The 16,314-nt window shown below is 61.5% G+C and carries 17 protein-coding genes and 1 pseudogene; 6 read left to right on the top strand and 12 right to left on the bottom strand.

The genetic code is table 11. The features are described 5' to 3' along the window. Positions 1 to 28: 28 nt before the first annotated feature. Together IWX62_RS12190 and IWX62_RS12185 are read right to left on the bottom strand one after the other, a co-directional pair. On the bottom strand, positions 29 to 766 hold the full coding sequence (locus IWX62_RS12190) for a flavodoxin family protein (RefSeq protein ID WP_196841683.1): 738 nt from the start codon (positions 764 to 766) through the stop codon (positions 29 to 31). 162 nt (positions 767 to 928) lie between these two features. Continuing rightward, positions 929 to 1,345 carry a DUF302 domain-containing protein gene (locus IWX62_RS12185; RefSeq protein ID WP_196841682.1) on the bottom strand — a complete coding sequence of 139 codons (417 nt, stop codon included), beginning with the start codon at positions 1,343 to 1,345 and terminating at the stop codon, positions 929 to 931. Positions 1,346 to 1,579: 234 nt separating this feature from the next. Here IWX62_RS12185 and IWX62_RS12180 point away from each other — a divergent pair, with 234 nt between their 5' ends. Further along, positions 1,580 to 2,086 (top strand): hypothetical protein, encoded by a 507-nt coding sequence (locus IWX62_RS12180; protein WP_196841681.1) that lies wholly within the window; start codon positions 1,580 to 1,582, stop codon positions 2,084 to 2,086. A gap of 1,109 nt (positions 2,087 to 3,195) precedes the next feature. Here IWX62_RS12180 and IWX62_RS12175 read toward each other — a convergent pair. The 8 genes from IWX62_RS12175 to IWX62_RS12140 form a co-directional block, all read right to left on the bottom strand. Further along, a complete protein-coding gene (locus IWX62_RS12175; protein ID WP_196841680.1) occupies positions 3,196 to 3,690 on the bottom strand; it encodes a hypothetical protein in 495 nt (164 codons plus the stop codon). Between the two features lie 304 nt (positions 3,691 to 3,994). Next, a complete protein-coding gene (locus IWX62_RS12170; RefSeq protein ID WP_196841679.1) occupies positions 3,995 to 4,765 on the bottom strand; it encodes an ABC transporter ATP-binding protein in 771 nt (256 codons plus the stop codon). A 28-nt stretch (positions 4,766 to 4,793) separates the two neighbouring features. Beyond that, entirely contained in the window at positions 4,794 to 5,924 is a 1,131-nt protein-coding gene (locus IWX62_RS12165; protein WP_333483393.1) for a FecCD family ABC transporter permease, read from the bottom strand. A gap of 67 nt (positions 5,925 to 5,991) precedes the next feature. After that, positions 5,992 to 7,341 carry an MFS transporter gene (locus tag IWX62_RS12160; protein WP_196841678.1) on the bottom strand — a complete coding sequence of 450 codons (1,350 nt, stop codon included), beginning with the start codon at positions 7,339 to 7,341 and terminating at the stop codon, positions 5,992 to 5,994. Continuing rightward, positions 7,338 to 8,636 carry an opine metallophore biosynthesis dehydrogenase gene (locus IWX62_RS12155; protein WP_196841677.1) on the bottom strand — a complete coding sequence of 433 codons (1,299 nt, stop codon included), beginning with the start codon at positions 8,634 to 8,636 and terminating at the stop codon, positions 7,338 to 7,340. Before IWX62_RS12155 ends, IWX62_RS12160 begins: the two co-directional genes overlap by 4 nt. After that, positions 8,633 to 9,484, bottom strand: a complete 852-nt coding sequence (locus IWX62_RS12150; RefSeq protein ID WP_333483392.1) for a class I SAM-dependent methyltransferase — start codon at positions 9,482 to 9,484, stop codon at positions 8,633 to 8,635. The genes IWX62_RS12155 and IWX62_RS12150 overlap by 4 nt, the downstream gene beginning before the upstream one ends. Further along, on the bottom strand, positions 9,477 to 10,358 hold the full coding sequence (locus IWX62_RS12145) for a hypothetical protein (protein WP_196841676.1): 882 nt from the start codon (positions 10,356 to 10,358) through the stop codon (positions 9,477 to 9,479). Before IWX62_RS12145 ends, IWX62_RS12150 begins: the two co-directional genes overlap by 8 nt. 40 nt (positions 10,359 to 10,398) lie before the next feature. Further along, entirely contained in the window at positions 10,399 to 11,427 is a 1,029-nt protein-coding gene (locus IWX62_RS12140; protein ID WP_196841675.1) for an ABC transporter substrate-binding protein, read from the bottom strand. Between the two features lie 566 nt (positions 11,428 to 11,993). On the opposite strand from IWX62_RS12140, the gene IWX62_RS12135 reads away from it, so the two are divergent. Then, a complete protein-coding gene (locus tag IWX62_RS12135; RefSeq protein ID WP_196841711.1) occupies positions 11,994 to 12,350 on the top strand; it encodes an ArsR/SmtB family transcription factor in 357 nt (118 codons plus the stop codon). Next, the gene (locus IWX62_RS12130) at positions 12,347 to 12,646 is read left to right on the top strand and encodes a hypothetical protein (protein WP_196841674.1); all 300 of its coding nucleotides are present in this window, start codon (positions 12,347 to 12,349) and stop codon (positions 12,644 to 12,646) included. The genes IWX62_RS12135 and IWX62_RS12130 overlap by 4 nt, the downstream gene beginning before the upstream one ends. Positions 12,647 to 12,839: 193 nt before the next feature. Here IWX62_RS12130 and IWX62_RS12125 read toward each other — a convergent pair. Continuing rightward, positions 12,840 to 13,214: pseudogene (locus IWX62_RS12125) on the bottom strand (Fur family transcriptional regulator). A 217-nt stretch (positions 13,215 to 13,431) separates the two neighbouring features. Between IWX62_RS12125 and IWX62_RS12120 the strand changes: the two are divergent. The 3 genes from IWX62_RS12120 to IWX62_RS12110 all read left to right on the top strand — a co-directional run bounded on the left by IWX62_RS12120 (position 13,432) and on the right by IWX62_RS12110 (position 15,079). Continuing rightward, the gene (locus IWX62_RS12120; protein WP_196841673.1) at positions 13,432 to 14,538 is read left to right on the top strand and encodes a GTP-binding protein; all 1,107 of its coding nucleotides are present in this window, start codon (positions 13,432 to 13,434) and stop codon (positions 14,536 to 14,538) included. 21 nt (positions 14,539 to 14,559) lie between these two features. Next, a complete protein-coding gene (gene ykgO / locus IWX62_RS12115; protein ID WP_196841672.1) occupies positions 14,560 to 14,682 on the top strand; it encodes a type B 50S ribosomal protein L36 in 123 nt (40 codons plus the stop codon). A 241-nt stretch (positions 14,683 to 14,923) separates the two neighbouring features. Beyond that, positions 14,924 to 15,079 carry a hypothetical protein gene (locus IWX62_RS12110; protein ID WP_196841671.1) on the top strand — a complete coding sequence of 52 codons (156 nt, stop codon included), beginning with the start codon at positions 14,924 to 14,926 and terminating at the stop codon, positions 15,077 to 15,079. 98 nt (positions 15,080 to 15,177) lie between these two features. Here IWX62_RS12110 and IWX62_RS12105 read toward each other — a convergent pair whose 3' ends face one another. Further along, positions 15,178 to 16,020 (bottom strand): class I SAM-dependent methyltransferase, encoded by an 843-nt coding sequence (locus tag IWX62_RS12105; protein ID WP_196841670.1) that lies wholly within the window; start codon positions 16,018 to 16,020, stop codon positions 15,178 to 15,180. Between the last annotated feature and the right edge of the window lie 294 nt (positions 16,021 to 16,314).

Raw genomic sequence — 16,314 nt, 5'->3', positions numbered from 1 at the left:
CAGGGAACACCTGGCATAGCTGGTGACGCTACCGGTACTCCGGATTCGCCTCCAGACCAAACCGGTCGCCGTCTTTCCACGCCTCAGGCAAATTCCCCTCAGCCGGGATACCGCCAGCCATTTTCAGGATGCGAGCCATGTGCAGCAGGTTCCACGTCATGAAAGCGGTGTTGCGGTTGGTGAAGTCATTCTCGGGGCCGCCCGAGCCTTCGTCCAGATAGCTCGGACCCGGCCCCGCCTCTCCGATCCAGCCTGCATCCGCCGCTGGAGGAATGGTCATCCCGATGTGCTGGAGGCTATAGAGAATGTTCATCGCGCAATGCTTGACGCCGTCCTCATTCCCCGTCAGCAAAGCACCGCCCACCTTCCCGTAATAGACGTACTGGCCGCGTGAGTTCGTTACCCCTGACATCGCGTACAGACGTTCGATGATCTGTTTCATCACCGAACTGTTGTCTCCAAGCCAGATTGGGCCTGCAAGCACCAGAATGTCTGCCTGTTCAATTTTTTCGAAAATGGTCGGCCAGGCGTCTTCGTCCCAACCGTGATCTCTCATATCCGGGTACACACCCGTCGCCACCGGAAGATCAACCGGCCGCACAATATCCACCTGCACGCCCTTCGACCGCATCAAATCAGCACTCAAGCGGATCAACCCGGACGTGTGACTTAACTCGGGACTACGCTTCAAAGTGCAATTGAGGAACACAGCCCTCAACCCGTTGAACTGATCGTCACCGCTCACGGACTTCACGCTGTCGGTCATCTAAAAGGTACTCCTATCTAGGTAACAGAGAACCGCAGATCGGCTCAAGAATCCGTGCCTCGGTCGCAATCCAGCTTGACCGAATAGACACCACGATAGGCCCAACGGAGCCCTCACTATGTAACCCAGAGCACAGACTTCCCGATACTGGCCAGAGCGTCTTTACTCTTTGTAATCGCCCAAGGCGGCAAGAGCATTCCGTAGGCGGCTACCGGCGTCGTCGGCGACGTCCTTGACGGCTGGCGCATCACTGAGTTGGACCATGGTCTGGGGGTCTATGGCCTCGACTGTGGTGTTTTCGGCGTCTTTGCTTCGACGGACCACCACGTTGCAAGGCAGCAGCGTCCCGATTTCGGGTTCGGCGGCGATTGCCAGGCTGGCCAGGGCCGGATTGCAGGCACCCAGAATGATGTAGTCGCCTACGGCGTCCGCGGCTTCGTTTCCCAGCTTGGCTTCGAAGGTAGAGCGAACATCGATTTCGGTGAGTATTCCGAAACCCTGCGCTGCTAGAGCCTCGCGGGTAAGGTCCAGGGCTTCAGCCCAAGGAAGCCTGAGGGTCGTGCTGAGCGTGTATGTCATGGTTCTCCTGAACTGGCTCCAGAGCCCGGGCAATCCGTCGGTAGGACGGACAAGTACTCCCAGGTCCTTCTTGAGGTCTTCCACTATCGGCCGTGGGCCCCACCCTATGCGCCTTTCGCGTCACCGGCAACGAAGTGTTGTTCACAATATTGATAGTAAACCCGGCGCAAACTACTGGCCGTTCTGCAACCCAGGACACAGATAGGCCGCCCGGCGGCCCACTAGAGTTACCCCATGTCTACCTCGTTCGTCCTGGCCCTCGCAGCTGTCACATCACTGCTGCTAGTCCTTCGGCTGGTTGTCCCAGGCTTACCCATCAAAAAATTCGCCCGGCGGCTGACCCCGTTGGACCTCGCCCTGACTACGGTGGGTGTGCTCGGGCTGATCCTGCACTGCGCCTCAATGTTTTTCCGCTCAGTAGTCACTGCTATTCCAGGGACGGGAAACGTGATCGACCAGATCAACTCCATGGGAACAGCGAGCATGATTTGGTACGCGGTCCCCGCCCTCATGGTTTTGACGGGACTGCGCCGTCAGCATTGGGTCGCTCTTATTCTTCTAGGCGCAGCGTTGCTCGCTGTAGGTGTAACTATGTACAACGGCACCGCATTGTCGACCCACCTTGACACCATCTTCGCCGCCGGCTCGATCATCGCTGCCACAGTCTTCCTCCTCAGCCGGCCTCCATGGTCCCGAACGCCAGTTAGGAACCACGCCGTCTCTCCGCCCGCGAAGCCCTAAAGTTCGAGCCCGTCAGCAATGAATCTGTACTCCCTTGCCGACGTCCTTAGTTTCATTGGCCACACCCTTGGGGTTTTGGCTCCAGGAAAGCCTAGTCTGCATCACTCTCGCCGATAACTGCGTAGGGCCAATCTCCGCGTCGACCTGCCGAAACCACGCACCGATATCAGCTACGCAAAAATGGTCGCAGGCTACCTCGGCCACGACACCAGCGCTGAGGGGCGCCCTTCGTTATCTACACGCGCGATGGCTGGCGGGACCGGGACCCTTGGATTGCCGCTTCGCTTGAGCGGCTCGCCCCTAAAAATGGGCTTTGGGAAAAGATCAAGCCGAAGTCATGTACCTTCACCACCACTCCCCCATGAAGTAGTAAGGAAGCCCAACCAGGGCTCCACCGGAGAAGAAAGTAACCCACCACAGGAAAACCGCAAACCCACCACCGATAAAGGCACACCCTGCGCACAATCTGCGCCGGTTTGTGCACAGTCAGAGAGCGAAACAGCCTCTGACAAGGGGAAACGTGTGCCCGAAGTGGGACTTGAACCGGCTTTCACCCCTTGTGAACACGGGCCTCCCCCGAAAACCGGCCCAAACCGGCCCAAACCGGCACCGATCCGCCCCAGTCCGACGCCCAAGGTGTGCACAATGTGCACACCTTCTTTTTTGCCCGCCCCTGGACCGCACATGATGGCCGCCTGTGCCCCCTCTCGAGCGAGCAACTCCAAACCCCGTGACGGTCCGGCCAGAGGCGTCATCGGTGCGTTCGAAAGCCCACATGAATGACCTGAATAGCCGCCATTAAGACCGCGTTCAAGGCGTCCAATATAGAGCAACATCATGGGAGTCACCTCTCGTTTCCAAACATTTCATGGATATCCGAGAAGGAAACGACGTGACTACGTACTTCCCTAAAACTCGGTGACAGCTCGGTCGATGACCACAGCGCGGGGCTCGCCCGTGAATTCAGACAGGTCCACGACACCGGAATCCAGAATCAGCGCAGAAAGGGAACTTGGAAGCACAATTCATCCACCCCTGTATTTGCGCAGACGCAGGCTTGACGGGAAAGATTCTGTGCTTCACCCAAACACCGATAAGGGTCCATCACCTCAAGGCGAAGGTCCTGATCCTCGGCTATCGCGGTGTTTGTCTGGGCCTGTGAAGACCTGCCCAGAAAGCGGTGCGTAGTAGTACATGTTGGCCGGCGGCAAGTCCCGGAGCTTCAGCCCTTCATCGATCAGGCCCGTGAAGGCCGCCGCGGCCTCGGTATCGGTCGGTGGCATCTCACTACTGACCATCATCGGTCCGGCCGCTCCATCACAGGAGACGACGAACCCATCACCTAACTCTGCTGCGAGCCTCCCAGCCAAATCTTCGGCAAGGCCCTTAGACCGTTCAGATACCTCAATAAGCAGACCATCCACTCCCCCATAGGAGCTACTGTCCCAGGCGACAAGATCCGCGACGAGTTCCTCCGTCAATGCCGAATCGGCGTAATCGACGGGACCGCTCGCCGCCCAGATGGGGGAATCTGCATAACCGGAGAGCAACCGAACCACAGGGCGACCACCATGCGGAGCCATCTCCTCTTCATCCTTTTTCACATTCCCGATCCTCCTGTCAGACCTTCCGGACAAACGATCAATGCTTAGCTGGCCTCGGCTATGAGACTCAGGTCTAGTATCTCCTCATGGAACTGAGCGGCCTAGGGATTTCGGACAGTGGGACCTCTGGTTCACCTGAAACTCCGACGCCCTCGTTGCCCGCATCACCACTGATGCGACTTCGGAGGAAGCACGCAACGCGGGCGAGCTCCGGCCCAGTCGTGTCATCTGCCAGGTCGACGGTCACCGCCGCTCGCATCTACGGTAATGTCTGAGTCCGACTCGTACCCCACGTCCGAGCACGTCAGGGCACGTCCTTCACGATTGGGCTGAAGATCAGCTGGAGGCATCCAGCGGCGTACACCTGCTCGACCTCCATCCCATAGACGGTTCGCACCGCCTCCGGGGTGAGGACCTGCTGTGGGACACCGGCCCCTACAACCCTTCCACGCTCGAGCATGATCAGTGAGTCGCAGTAGCGGGCGGCGAGGTTGAGGTCGTGGAGCACCACCACGGTGGTGACGTCCAGTTCGTTGACTAGGCGTAGGATCTCATGCTGGTAGCGGATGTCGAGGTGATTGGTTGGTTCGTCGAGGAGCAGGTGATCGGCCTGCTGGGCCAGTGTCCGGGCGACCAAGACGCGCTGCTTTTCGCCGCCGGACAGGGTGGCGTACTTGCGATCCGCCAGCTCCCGAACCCCGACGCGACTCAAGGCCGCCGCCACTACACGATGGTCCTCCCGGCCGAACGAGGCCAGTGGACCGCGATGCGGTGCCCGGCCCAACAACACCATGTCCGCGACGGTGAACGGGACGTCCGATGGAGTTTCTTGGGCGACCACCGCCAACCGTCGGGCGAGGTCCGCTCCACCCATGGACGTGACCGGTTGGTCATCGACGGTGACCACTCCGGTTCGGGGGCGCAAAGCCGCGTACAGGGTCTTCAGGAATGTGCTTTTTCCGCTGCCGTTCGGGCCAATCAAACCGATTACTTCACCCCGTCCGGCCTGCAGCCCGACGCCGTCAATCACCAGTGTGCCGTCGTAGCCGAAAGAAATGTCGGTGGCGCAGATCATCAGGTGAGGCCTGTCATCTTGTGGGCGGTCAACGGGTCGGGTCGAGTCGGCGGACGAGCAGGAACAGCAACGGGGCTCCGGCCAGCGCGGTTACAATGCCGAGCGGCAGCTCTTGCGGAGCCATTGCGAGACGCGCGAGGACGTCGGCCCAAGTGAGGAAAATTGCGCCGAGCATGGCCGCCACAGGAAGCAGCCTGCGGTGGGCCGTTCCAACGCACATCCGGGCAACGTGGGGAATGATCAGGCCGACGAAACCGATCCCGCCGGAGGCGGCCACAAGCGCCCCGACGCAGAGCGCGATCACCACCATGCAACCGGCGCGCAGCCGGGTCGGTGAAATCCCTAGTGTCTGGGCAGTAGTGTCCCCGATCGCCAGCGCATCCAGGCTGCGGGCCACGAGCAGCAGCAGAATCAATGCAGCGAGGACCACTACCCCGGTGCTCAGGGCGGAGCTGCCGGTCGCCTGCGTCAGCGAACCGAGGATCCAAAAAAGCACGGATCGGCCAGCGTCCGGGTTATCTGACGCGAAGATCAAAAACGATGTAAGCGCTTGGAGAACGTACCCGACCGAAACGCCTGCCAGCACCAGCCGGGTCGAGGTCATCTGCCCGCCAACGCGGGCCAGCAGAAACACCGCCACCCCGGCAAGCAGCGCACCGACGAACGCGCTGACGACCAGCGACCCTGAGCCGACCCCGGCGCCGAACCCGAAGAGAATCGACGCGGCGGCCAGAGTCGATGCCCCAGAAGTCACTCCGAGCAGGTAAGGCTCGGCCAGTAAGTTGCGCGTCAAAGCCTGCAGACCGACCCCGGCGACGGCCAACCCGGCACCGACGGCAACACCGAGCAGAACGCGGGGGACCCGCAACAGCCAGACAATGGAGTCCTCGGCGGGGGTCCAGGTAATGACCTGAGGGGAGCCGAACAGGTGACTTCCCACGATCCCGGCCACCGATCCGGGTGCAATGCTGACCGGACCCAGGCCCACGGTCAACGGCAGCGAGACCAAGAGTGCAGCGAACAAACCACCCATCCACAACCAGGTATGCCGGCGGCGCCGATCATGGTCGAGATCATCTTCCTCAGTGGTGAAGCCTAGATCCGGGGGTAGGTCGGGGTGGTGGCGGACGTCTTCGGCGGCGCTCACAGGTTCACGCACCGCTGGACTAGCTCGAAGGCGTGGCTACAGCCACAGCCTGATGAGAGAGGAGCAATGGCGGGGTGAATCATAGTTGCCTTTCGGGCGATACTGGTGGGTCGTCGGCCCGGATACTTAAGGCGGCGCCCAGTGCGAGCACGGTGAATGCACTGAACACGGCCCCGGCTCCCAAATAGCCGCCCGCTGCGAGCCCGGCGCCTCCGGCTGCTGCACCGAGGAACAGGCCCAGGCTCATGCCGGCGGCGCTGAGGCTCAGAGCGGTGCCGCGAACCTCACCGCAGCGACCAACCAATAAGGTGACCACCGCTGCCGCGATCACCGCGTGAGACCCCGACAGCACGGCGGTGGCCAGTAACGATACAACCAGCGTCGGAGCCAGATACACCCCGACAAGGGAGATCACGGCAAGGAGCAGGCAAAGGCGCATGGCGCTAAGCGCCCGGTGCTCGGAAGCGGTGGTGTTCAGCAGCCTCCCCGCAATGAGATGGCCCAAGAAGAACGACCCACCGCTAAGGGACCACACGAACGCGAACGCGGTCGGCGGCAAATCAAACCTGTCGCTGTAGAACACGGCCAGGAAGGCTAGGTGTCCCATGAAGGCTCCGGCTCGACCAAATGCCACCATCAGCAGTGCCCGCGCACCTGGCACTGCACCCAGCATGCGGAAAGCCACGAAGTAGCCGAGCCGACGCCCGGTGCTGGCGACGGCGGGGATCCGGCCACGATGGCGAAGCAGAACGGGAGTCAGCAGCAGAGCCCCGACCGCCACGGCAATCAGATTGCCCTGCCAGCCCCACCACAATGCGGGAAACGCGAGCAGCGGCGCGGCCATAGTCGCAGCCAGCGTCTGCATCGTCATCACCAGAGTCGCAGCTCGGCTCGCGGCCGGGCCGGTACCGAACCGGTCCGCTGCCGCGGTGGACAACGCCGGATACAGCATCGCGTTCGACACGCCGATGAGAAGGCAGAATAACGCCAGCGCCGGGACCCACGTAATGGTTCCGACGACGGCCGCCACAGCCACAGCCACTAGTGCCACGGCAGCCACCCTAGCCGGCGGGATCCGCCCGATCAGCGGTGCCACAACAATCCCGGTAACGACCGCCCCGATTCCCCCCAGGCCGCGCAACGCGCCCACCGACGCCGCGTCACCGTCACCGACCGCGGTGGCAATCGAGACGAGGAAGACACTGAACACGGTGAGCGGCAGCAGGCCAACCGCCGAAGCAAGCAGAAGCGGCCACACCATGGCAGCGATTCGCCAGTCGCTGAGCAACGGCTCGTCTTGAGACCCCTCGGAATCGGCCCCGTGATCGCTCACGTGATCGGCATCCCCTGTCGGGGCCGCATCAGCGATCGTCCGGCCCGCACTCTGGCGTTTCAGGCCCTCGCCCGCTTCAAGATCCTTTTCGCTCATGGCGTCCCCGCGAGTTCTGCGCAGATCATGTCCACGTCGTCGCGAAAGTCCTGAACCACGAAGGCATCGGATAGCTCTTCGCCGTTGCGCACATGGGCCGCACTTACCAGTTTTTGTTCATAGTTTTCCAGAAGGGCATCGATCGTCGGGCAGGCTGATTCCAGATGCCGGGCTACACCCTGGATCACCTTGGTTCGGTAATAGTCCTCCTTCGGCATCCTCGGCACGTCCCACGTTCCCGAGCCGTCAATGAAGATCGGGCGGATGGGGATGGCCGAGAAGTCGAAGTACCGTCCGTCGCGGTCAGGTTCGGAGAACGGGTCGACCAGGAGGGATGCGTACCGGACATAGACCAGATATTCCTGGTGCACCGGCGGCAGCCCCTCGAACCCTCCGACGTCCTGAGCGCTGATGCTTTCGGGTCGCACCGGGTAGCTGTCCTCAAGCATGAAGGCGAGCAGGTTGACACCGGTGCCGCCGAGCTTCTCGATGATCGAGGTGAGCTCTTTCCACTGAGCCACCATCGTGCGGATCAGATCCGGCGTGACCGGGCCCTCGGGGAAGAGCTTGTAGACATAGCGCGTGGGCTCCGGATCTGCGAAGACGGCGTTCAATGAGACCTCGTTCATGAACAGAGGTGGGTGGACGTATAAGGAGATGTTTCTCGTCTCCGCCTCCACCGGACGCTTCACGACGTTCACGATGATGCCCAGGGACTCGTGCAGCTCGCGCAAAATGTCGCAGCTGCGCGATCCCGGGTGACTTGAGCCAAGGTACAGTTTGCGCTTGACCCCCGCTGTCAAGACCCGGTACGAGGGCGCGCCATCGAACCATCGGGTGTCACCGAGGTAGCTGGAGAAGCTGATCACCTCAACGTCCACGCCACGCGTTCCCAGGTAGTTGCGTACCAAAGCGTTGGAACCGAACGTGGGGGAGACGAGGACCACGCACCGCAGCTGCTGCAGGACGCTCAGGTCGAGCTGTGCCAGCACAGCGACGTAGGCGTCTGCGGTCACCGTGAGCACCAGGCCTTGCCATTGCCCGGTCACCTTGTCGTAGCCCGCGAATTGTTCGGCGACCACGCAATGCCCGGCGAGCTGGTGATGCTTCTCGTTCTGGACCTCGACCTGGAGGGTTCCCTGGCTTTGCTGCAGCGAGAAGAAGAAGGCCTCTGATCGCGGCGACGTCCTGCCCGCGACACCAACCTCGCATCCGAGGTGGTTCTTCAGCAGGACGGCCAGCTGGACCGCAGTAGGGCCGGTCCCGGCAATGAGGACCCGGTTAAGCTCGCTCATCGGTCGCCGCCCCCGTCACCTGGAGGAAGTGGCGCCTTGGCATACAGCGCGACGTCGAAGACGTGCCCCGGACGGCGGACCGTCTCGATCAACCTCCACTTCTTTGGGTCAACCTCCTGCATCGGGTAGTTGAACAGCGATTTCAACCCGTCCCCAAATCTCATCGCCACGACCACGTCATCCCGTGTGAGGGGGTACAACAGATCGAGTAAGTCGTACTTCACAGGGACGGTCGAGCTGAAGATGACGTGGGTCGCATCGCCGGTGAAGGGGAGGTCATCCACCGACATGTGCTCCAACGTAATAGGCAGCTCCTTCCCCAGAAGGTGGACGACGTGCCGGCCCAGATCGACAGCCTCAGCATCGATGTCGACGCCAACAATGCGCGCTCCCGTGGACCGGGCGAGGTGCAGCGGAGTCATCGGGAACGATCCCGAGCCGACCAACAGGACCTTCGAGTCTACGGTCGGCGGGCAGGACCCGAGCTCCTGCTCGATGCAGGCCTCTACGTTGTCGAAGTAGCCGACCGAGGTGACTTGCCCGTCGAGGAGCTGGAGTGCGCGGTGCTTCTCGGTGATGGCGGCGCACCGCGCTGACTGGTCGCGCAGGCCGGTTACCAGCTCCGCGAAGGCAGGTGGTTGCTCCAGCTTGAGCGTGTCAAAGGTTTCTTCATGGCTCGCGTCGGTCACGAAGTTCGCGTAGTCGGCCATGAGCTGTTCAAGCTCTACTGCGCCCGCGGCCGACCCGTCGTACTGGTTGGCTGACGCGGTGAATAGTTGCAGGTAATTGTGCAGCGACGAGAGCATTTCCCGCTGCTCGTCGGTGGTGATAATGGTCGTGTCAGACACGGATGTAGGCCTTTCCTTCGGCGACGATGCTTACTATTCCGGCGATCTGCAGGTCGGTGGCTTGACCTCGTTCATGGGTCACGCCGACCCACATTGAGCCACCCGGCTGAATCACGTTGGCGCTCACAATCGCTCGCGTCGTCCGAGCGAGATGGACCCCTACCGACGCCGTCCCGGACCCGCAGCTGCTCTCCCAAATCAACGATCCCAGAGCCGGGATGTGGATCAGTGGCGCAAGCTGGCCCGTGGCCGGCACATAGACCATGACAGCGACCAATGGCGCGTCGTTCGTCCGCGCAAGCTGGGCCGCCAAACGCTCGGCCCGAGCTTTGGTGCCCCCGTCGATGCGGTCGGTCTCGACAATGACATGCACCGCATCGTCGTACGTCACGAGGGTCGAGGGAAGATTCCCGAACTCGGCCGGTGCGAACGACTCCGCTCCTCGCGGGAGCGGCATATCAAGTCGGCAGTAGTAGTCGGTGTCACGGCGCTCCACCTCGCACCGCACAACATTCTCCGCCCCAGACGCTTCCAGGACGATTTGGGTTCGTCCCTCGCGGCCCAGCGCCTGCTCTGAGGCGTTCAGGACCGCCAGTGCCATGCAGGCGTTGCCGCAGAACTCGCCGGCAGCCATGTGCAGGCGGGCATGCGCGCCCGGCGAGCTGGCCTTCTGGACGAACCCAACCTGCTCTGCGTGCACGTGACCTGCGGACATGAGGGCCGTGGCGATGTCGCGGTACTCCTCTGCGGGGTGCACGGTCCTGACCAGCAGGGTCATGTTCAAGGTAGGGCTCAGCTTCACGAAGTCGACGTCCCACCTGCTCGGTACCGACCGGACAGGGTCCGTATCGGACCCGGCGGTCCGTGTGGCCACCGGCGTCCGCCCCTGCACCTGCGGGTGAATTATTGCCAAATCATTCATCGCCGAGGCGCTCAGCTAGGAGCTCGAGCCCATCGACGGCAAGCGGGCTGGCCGTCGTGTAGTAAAAGTTCAGCGGTATCAAAGCGTTATCGTCCGCGACGGAGCCTACCCCGGCGAGTTCTGGTCGGCTGCGCAGCTCCGTGACCACGTCATCGCTGGTCTCCAACGTCGAGGACCCCGTTGGGAGGTGCAGCGCAAAGACGACATCGGGGGCGGCGCTGACGATCTCCTCCGAGCTTGGCTCGAAGTAACGCTTCTCCACGTCATCAAATACATTGTCCAGACCGAGAAGCGCCATTTGTTCCGACACAAGTGCCTGACCGCCATAGCCACCGAGTGGGCCATCGGCGTTGACGTACAACGGGATCGCGCTCCTCTTCGACCGTTCAGCCACCTTGGCCTCAACAGCGGAAACGCGACCCTTCAGCTCCTCGATCGACTCGTTGGCTACCGTCTCGGTGCCGAAGAGCTTCCCATAGCTTTCGATGTCACGATAGATCAGGTCGAAACCCGGCTGCTCGCCCTCGGCGGCGCCGCCCTCGACGCCGGCGCAGTAGTTGCTCACCGTCAACACCTGCACTCCTGCTTGTGCCAGCCGATCCGCAAGAGCATTGATGTCCATCGACGCCGAAATATCAGTGCCAATAGCGACATCCGCACCGGTGTTAATGATCGTCTCGAATGACACGTCATGAGAGTCCTCAAGTACCCGCTCCGCCTTCGTGACGGTGTCTTTCACCTTCTCATCGAAGGGGACCTCCAGGGAACCGGCGTAGTGCGTGACCGTGTCACCGGCCCCCGCTGCTTCCAGCAATGCTGGCGCCTCCGAGCCAATGGCCAGGACGCTCTCCGGCGGACTATCGAAGACGACCTCCCGCCCACAGCTGGTCACGGTGATCGGGCCCTGCGCCGATCCCTCCGACGCGGAGGGATCATTGCCGCCCGCACTTCCACCACAACCGGTGACCACTAGCACCACCAGTCCCACCGCTGCAGCCACACCAGACCGAAAACGTCCCATCGAAAGCACTCCATTCACGTTATAAGTAAGGCTCATCATCGCTAGACCGTGCTGGTCTCAGGGTGATGAGCAGGATTTTAGCCGCGGCTCGCGCATGCCCGGCAGTGATTCCGTCCGGGGTTCAACGCTGAGGCTGTGACTGCGGTCCTCGGTAAAGAACCGAGGCGTCGACGTCAAACACTAGTGAGAATGATTCTCATTGTCAAAAGGCTAACTACGTCGGAGCATGGGGTGAGCACGATTCGCTGGGGGTGGGCTAAGCGGTTTTGGGGGCGGCCTAGGTTGTGCTGCCGTGCCGCTGGCGGCTACTGCGACCGTTGTGATCTAGTCGTTGGCCCAACAAGTCCGCACCACCTACCGACATCCACGCCGCCGGGCGGGCCGTCACCGAGTGAGGTCCTGCATAGCTTCGCCATCTGCCCGATTCCCGAGATTGCTCGCCTGGGCGGACCCTGAAGCAGTGGCGCAAGGCACCCTGGGCTACTTCGCTACCGGCGCGCGATGAGCGGCGGCAGTTTGGGCGCCTGGCCAAAAAAGCGAAAAAGGTGATACTTCTTGCATTACTAATGCATCAATGTTTATATGTTTATGTGATTGATGAGAAACAACTTGGCAAAGTGGCGGAACTGTTTAGGGCGCTGGGTACCGTCTCCCGGCTCCATATCCTCACAGTGTTAGCCGCCAGGCCGTCTTCGGTGGGTTCCGTTGTAGAGGCGACGGGTTTGTCCCAGCCATTGGTTTCACAGCACCTCCGGGTGTTGCGGGGAATCAACATTGTCACGGTTAACCGGTCCGGTCGGGACGCGGTGTATTCACTGGCTGATGACCATGTTGCCCATGTCATCGATGACGCCATTACCCACACCACAGAACGAGTGGACGCCGCATTTGACGGCGCACCTGAGGAAAAGGAAGAGTCATGACTGAGGAACTTAAAGCTGAACACACCGTTGACGAGCATCACCACGGCGGCGGGGACTGTACTCACGAGAAGGTTCAGCACGGTGACCACACCGATTACCTCCACGACGGCCACCGCCACGCGGAGCACGACGACCACTACGACGAACACGATGATCCAGCCGAACACGGTCCGAATGAGCACCGTCATGGCGGTGGGGACTGTACTCACGAGAAGGTTCAGCACGGTGACCACACCGATTACCTTCACGACGGCCACCGCCACGCGGAGCACCAGGACCACTACGACGAACACTGATACGTTGCCGCTGCAGTAGCTGGCCGTTCGGTGGGCCAACTACTGCAGCGCGCTCTGCGCTGTGCGCATTCAGGACCAGTATCCTGAGTTCCGTCTCACGCGGGTCGGTAATACGAACTGACCGTATCGAAACCGCTACAGCCGTGACGTTGACTCTTTGCTCCACCTCCGGAGAGGCAAAGAGATCGCGGTGTTATGCGGGTTTGAGGCGGTCGGTTGCCGAGCACTCCGGGCACAGTCGGTGAATCTCTACGGTGTGGGATGCTTCGGTATAACCGTGTTCGGCGGCTACTCGAGCTGCCCATTTCTCGACTGTGGGAGCTTCCACTTCCACGGTACGCCCTCAGTTGCGGCAGAGTAGGTGGTGATGATGCCGTCCGGCCGCGCACCGCCGGTACACAGACTCGCCCTCGGCGTTGCGCAGCACATCTGCCAGGCCGTCACTGGCCAGGGACTGCAGGATCCGGTAGGTCGTGGCGAGGGAAACCGACCCGCCCTCGGCCTTGATCCGCCGGTGCAGTTCCTGGGCACTGACAAAGTCCCGAAGCTCACTAAGTGCCGCGTCCACTGCCGTGCGCTGCCGGTCTTGCGCTGCTCAGGCCCCCGGGTCTGCTGCACCGTCTCGGAAGTCATGCGAATTCACCACCCTTCCCCCTTTTGGTCCGGCATCACTGGTATTTCATCGAAAAGAGCGACGTAGCCAGTCCAAGCCGGAATCTTGTGTGGTCCAGGAATGAGAATACACCGTTTTGTAGTTGAGAATCATTCTCATATATGGTGGGGCTGTGTCTATCACCATAGTTAGTTCCCTTGATGTTTTCTGCCGTCAGCAGGCCTGTGAGGCTTTGGCTGCAGGTTTACCCAACGCCGTCGTGGTTTTTCATGATCTTTTGGAGGACGGCCTGGTGATCCGCCGCATCTTTACCGACGGTCAGGCCATCGAACGCCACAAGAGAAAACTGGAGCACGGGTGTCTGAGCTGCACCGTGCGTCTGGACGTGGTCCCGACCGTGGACCGCCTACTGGCCCGCGGCGAACAGAACACTATTCTTGGGCTGCCGCCGGCGGTCTCCGCCGAGACAGCCGTCCTGGCATTGCATAAGGGGCTAGGGCGTAGTTTTAGCGTTGATTCGGCGGTCCTGGCCTGCGCGCCGGATGCTGTGGAGGATCAGATCTGGGATCATCACACGCTCTTTGAATCCGGCTACACACCCGTGCCCCATGATGACCGTACGGCCGGCGAATTCCTTATCGGGGAATTGTCTTTCAATGACACAGTGCTGCTTTCCGACCCGGCACTGATCCCGGTGGACCCGAAGACCCGTTCCCGTGGTGTGCAGCTGATCCATGAGCTGGCACCGCACGCGTCCGTCGGTGAAGGTGACGCAGGCTGCTCCGTCCGTGCGGGCCACCACGACTACGCGCAGGCCGCGCACCGCACAGCACTTGGCTCTGTCCTGATCCCTGGAAGTCCGTCGACCGCACCGTTTTCCACCGTGGTGCAGCGGGCTGAGCGCCCACTGCACCCGGAACGGTTCCGCCACGCACTAGGAATCCTCGCCGAGGGCTGCTGCTGGCTGCGCGGACGAGTATGGCTCGCCGCCGCCCCGGAATGCTGTATCGCGGTGAAGGGCATCGGACCGCGGGTCTGGTTGGAAAACACCGGCGCCTGGCCCCCAGAATCCCGCACCGGTCAGGAAAATGGTGCAGGGACCGACCGTGAATGGCACCCCGTCTTCGGAGACCGGGCAACCGTGCTCGCTGCCACCGGCGAAGGGATGGACGCCACGGAAATCAAACGGCTGCTCTCCGGCTGCGAACTCACAGACGCCGAAATGATGGCCGGACATGAGAGTTTCCCTGACCCATTCAATCTCAACTCAACCCGCTAAACCTCAGAAACGGAGAACATCATGAAAGTACGCAATTCACTGGCGGCACTGAAAAAAGTGCCCGGCGCCCAAGTGGTCCGCCGCCGCGGACGCACCTTTGTCATCAACAAGAAGAACCCGCGAATGAAAGCCCGTCAAGGCTGAGAAAAATCCACTGAAAACGAATCTGCAAAAGTTGAGGCCGGCAGGGTAACCCCTGCTGTCCTCAACTTTTGCGCACTATCGACGGTGGATGCCCCAGCCCGACAATGGCGGAACTCAACGGGGCGGGAACATCGGTATCAGGCCTTTTATGGCTTGACGGGCCTCCATCGACGATCCACTGTTTGAGGGCTTCGCTGCGTGTAGGACTTTCGGTGCTGCCGAGCCAGACGCTGCGCCCGGTGTGTTTACTGTGCCCGTCGCGGTGCGCGACGGCGGCAACGGCTCCGACAGCGCACGGGCCCAGACAATCCGCGCTGATAAAGACCGCACCCGCGGAGTCTCTGACTGCACTTTTGAGATCTTCGACACTGTCCTCGTTCTCCGCCAGCCGCCTTAGGGCCGAACACCGATGTCCCACGCAGAGCGCAAGAATTGGGCCTCCTGGATCGGTCTGCGCCGATCCTGGAGCTGTCTTCCTGTGGTGTTTTTTCTTAGTCATCGTGCTACCTTTCCGATACCCACCAAGGTGGTGGCATCAACGCTCATCACGTCGCGTTGCATGAGGATCTCTAGGTAACGGTCCCGGACCTCCACAATCTGGGCAGGGTGCAGCCCCGCGAGCATTGCGCGAAATCCGGAGCCCAATACCAACGCCCGCGAGGTGGTGCCCCCGAGTACGACACCGTGTTCGCGGATGTCGATCCGAACGTTTTCCAGGCCTGATTCCCGCAACCAGGCCGCGTAGGTTTCCGCCGTGTTGATCCGGTTGATCAGAGCATCGGCTTGTTTGTCCCACTGCTGCGCCAGGGCCGGTTTGAACGGCGCAAGGGCTTCGACCAGGCACTCCCCCACTGGAAAAATGGCGCCGCGTTGCCAAATGGTGAAGGCAACCCGCCCGCCCGGGCGCGCCTGGCGGATCAACGATGTAGTGCCGGCGTTCATGTCGGAGAGGAAGAAAATGCCGAGCACGCACTGCACCAGATCAAAGCATCTCGCCGGCACCGGGAACTTGGTGACGTCGCTGGCAGTGAAAGCTGCCCAATCAAGGCCTTCAGCCGCGACCCGTTCCCGGGCCTCGCCGGTGAGTGCGGCGGACAGGTCCACCCCGTGCATGGATCCGCGTCGACCGACCAACCGCGCAGCGGGCAGTGCTGATGCCCCGTTACCGCAGCAGGCATCGAGGACATGCTCGCCGTACCGCGGGCGCGATGAGGAAACAGTCCCGTGGCTAACCGGACGCCAAAGCACATCGTCGAGAGCGCCGAAGGCCTGCACGGCGCTGAATGCCTCGGCGTAACACGGCAGCTGATCAGCTAAGTTGTTTGGTGCTCCGTTCACGGACCCACACTCGCCGACACCAAAACGGTGAAACAGACCCCGAATGCCAGAACAACCCAAAGCGCGGCCGACTTCAAAAAGCCATGGCGTCGTAACGAGACGACACAATAGTCAACGGACTCGGAAACATTAGCCGGTTCGGCAATCACGGCGCCGGACCACCTGAAAATCGACATAATCTAAATTATAATCATTCGCAATAGAATGGCCAATGGAGGGCCGCGGTCCAATCTCTTACTGCGGCTCTCATCACGCCCCTGAACCGTGCCACCACTGACTGCATCGAGGTGATTT

Origin of the sequence: Arthrobacter sp. CAN_A1, assembly GCF_015751665.1 — a bacterium.
Lineage (GTDB): Bacteria > Actinomycetota > Actinomycetes > Actinomycetales > Micrococcaceae > Arthrobacter_D.
The sequence above is the reverse complement of the archived record's forward strand: the minus strand, read 5'-3'. Positions and strand labels throughout refer to the sequence as shown.

Excerpts from the sequence above, each read along its gene's own strand:
- IWX62_RS12180 (WP_196841681.1), top strand. The coding sequence starts at position 1,580 with ATGTCTACCTCGTTCGTCCTGGCCCTCGCAGCTGTCACATCACTGCTG.
- IWX62_RS12135 (WP_196841711.1), top strand. The coding sequence starts at position 11,994 with ATGCATCAATGTTTATATGTTTATGTGATTGATGAGAAACAACTTGGC.
- IWX62_RS12130 (WP_196841674.1), top strand. The coding sequence starts at position 12,347 with ATGACTGAGGAACTTAAAGCTGAACACACCGTTGACGAGCATCACCAC.
- IWX62_RS12140 (WP_196841675.1), bottom strand. The coding sequence starts at position 11,427 with ATGGGACGTTTTCGGTCTGGTGTGGCTGCAGCGGTGGGACTGGTGGTG.
- IWX62_RS12190 (WP_196841683.1), bottom strand. The coding sequence starts at position 766 with ATGACCGACAGCGTGAAGTCCGTGAGCGGTGACGATCAGTTCAACGGG.
- ykgO (WP_196841672.1), top strand. The coding sequence starts at position 14,560 with ATGAAAGTACGCAATTCACTGGCGGCACTGAAAAAAGTGCCCGGCGCC.
- IWX62_RS12185 (WP_196841682.1), bottom strand. The coding sequence starts at position 1,345 with ATGACATACACGCTCAGCACGACCCTCAGGCTTCCTTGGGCTGAAGCC.
- IWX62_RS12170 (WP_196841679.1), bottom strand. The coding sequence starts at position 4,765 with ATGATCTGCGCCACCGACATTTCTTTCGGCTACGACGGCACACTGGTG.
- IWX62_RS12160 (WP_196841678.1), bottom strand. The coding sequence starts at position 7,341 with ATGAGCGAAAAGGATCTTGAAGCGGGCGAGGGCCTGAAACGCCAGAGT.
- IWX62_RS12155 (WP_196841677.1), bottom strand. The coding sequence starts at position 8,636 with ATGAGCGAGCTTAACCGGGTCCTCATTGCCGGGACCGGCCCTACTGCG.